The following is a 2,139-nucleotide window of genomic DNA, read 5'->3' on the forward strand; positions in this document are numbered from 1 at the left end:
GGATTTCTCGTGGAGCTCCGCGACGACGTCCGCGACGGGCGCGCTGCCCCGGTCTCCGGCGCGATGCCGGCGGACCGCGACGCTGCCCGACTCGGCCTCGCGATCGCCCACGACGAGCATGTACGGGACCTTGCGCAGCTCGGCCTCGCGGATCTTGCGCCCGACCGACTCCGTGCGATCGTCGAGCTCCGCGCGCAGGCCGGCCTCCGCCAGCGCCTCGGCGACCTCGCGGGCATAGTCGGCGTGGCGGTCGGCGAGCGGTAGCACGCGCGCCTGGACGGGCGCCAGCCAGAGCGGGAACTCGCCCGCGTAGTGCTCGATCAGGATGCCGATGAAGCGCTCGAAGGAGCCCATCAGCGCGCGGTGGATCATCACGGGCCGGTGGTCGGCGTTGTCGGCCCCCGTGTAGGCGAGCTCGAAGCGCTCGGGCATGTTGTAGTCGAGCTGGACGGTGCCGAGCTGCCACGAACGGCCGATCGTGTCGGTCATGTGCAGATCGATCTTGGGGCCGTAGAAGGCGCCGTCGCCCTCGTTGAGGTCGTACTCAACCCCGCGCTGGTCGAGCGCGCTCTGCAGCGCGGCCTCAGCGCGGTCCCACATCTCCTCTGAGCCGATCCGCTTCGCCGGCCGGGTGGAGAGCTCCAGCCGCGGCTCGAAGCCGAACGTGTCGTAGATCGCGTAGCCGAAGTCCAGGCAGCGGTTGACCTCTTCGGGGATCTGCTCCTCGGTGCAGAAGATGTGGGCGTCGTCCTGGGTGATGTGGCGGACGCGCAGCAGGCCGTGCAGGGTGCCGCTCGGCTCGTGGCGGTGCACGAGCCCCTGCTCGGAGTAGCGGATCGGCAGGTCGCGGTAGGAGCGGCGCTCGTCGTTGAAGAGCTGGATGTGCGCCGGGCAGTTCATCGGCTTCAGGCCCATCGAGCGGCCCTCCACCTCGGTGAAGTACATGTTCTCCCGGTACACGTCCCAGTGGCCGGACATCTTGAAGAGGTCCGTGTCGTAGAGGATCGGCGTCTTGACCTCGCGGTAGCCGCGGGCGCCGTTCTCGCGCCGCCACAGGGAGGTCAGCTCGTTCCAGATGACCATCCCGTTCGGCTGCCAGAAGGGCGAGCCGGGGCTGAGCTCGGAGAACAGGAACAGGTCCAGCTCCTTGCCGAGCTTTCGGTGGTCGCGCGCACGCGCCTCCTCGAGCCGCCGCAGGTGCTCCTGGAGGTCGTCCTTGGAGTTGAAGGCCGTGCCGTAGATGCGCGTGAGCATCTGGCGGTCGGAGTCCCCGCGCCAGTAGGCGCCGGCGACCGACAGCAGCTTGAAGGCCTTGATGCGCTTGGTCGAGGGGGCGTGGGGGCCGCGGCAGAGGTCGGTGAACGGGCCGTTGGTGTAGAGCGAGACGGTCTCGACGCCGGTATTGGCGACGAGGTCGTCGATCAGCTCGACCTTGTAGTCCTGGTGCTCGCCCTCGAAGCGCTCGCGCGCCTGCGCGGTCGTGAGGTCCTCGCGCGTGAACTGCTCGTCGGCCTTGACGTGCTCGCGCATCTTCGCCTCGATGCGCTCGAAGTCGTGGTCGGAGACCGTGACGCCCTCGGGGAACTCGAAGTCGTAGTAGAAGCCGTCGTCGATCGGCGGGCCGATCGAGATCTTGGTGCCCGGGTAGAGGTCGAGGATCGCCGCCGCCAGCACGTGCGCGGTGTCGTGGCGGATCAGCTCCAGCGACTCGGGGTCGCGGCTGGTGACGATCGCGACCTGGTCGCCGTCTTGCAGCGGTCGTGTGAGGTCCCTCACCTCGCCGTCGACCTTCACGGCGAGGGCGGCGCGGGCGAGGCCGGCGCCGATGGACTCCGCCAGATCCGCGCCACTGGCGCCGTCCGGGAGCTCCTTCGAGGTTCCGTCGGGAAGCACGACTTGCATGCGCGGGGATGCTAGTCCGCCGCCCGAATCGGGTGTTTACGAACGGGTGTTCGGCGGGCATCGCTATGGTTCGAACCCACGACGGTTGCGTGCGCAACTGTCTCTGAACTGAAAACGAAACGGCGCGCGTGATCCACCGTGCGCCGCCAAGGACGTGATCATGAGACCGACGACCACGACCGCGCTGGCGCTTGCCGGCACGGCCCTGGCTCTGCCGGCCGGAGTTGCACTGGCGGA

1 protein-coding gene is annotated in these 2,139 nt (G+C 68.8%); it reads right to left on the reverse strand.

Translation table 11 applies throughout. The annotated features are described in order from the left end of the window. On the reverse strand, positions 1 to 1,902 hold a 1,902-nt coding region (gene thrS, locus VFX99_RS07635; RefSeq protein ID WP_329665700.1), incomplete at its 3' end, for a threonine--tRNA ligase. Between the last annotated feature and the right edge of the window lie 237 nt (positions 1,903 to 2,139).

This window comes from Microbacterium sp. (assembly GCF_036277215.1).
In the GTDB taxonomy this organism is placed as follows: Bacteria; Actinomycetota; Actinomycetes; order Actinomycetales; family Microbacteriaceae; genus Microbacterium.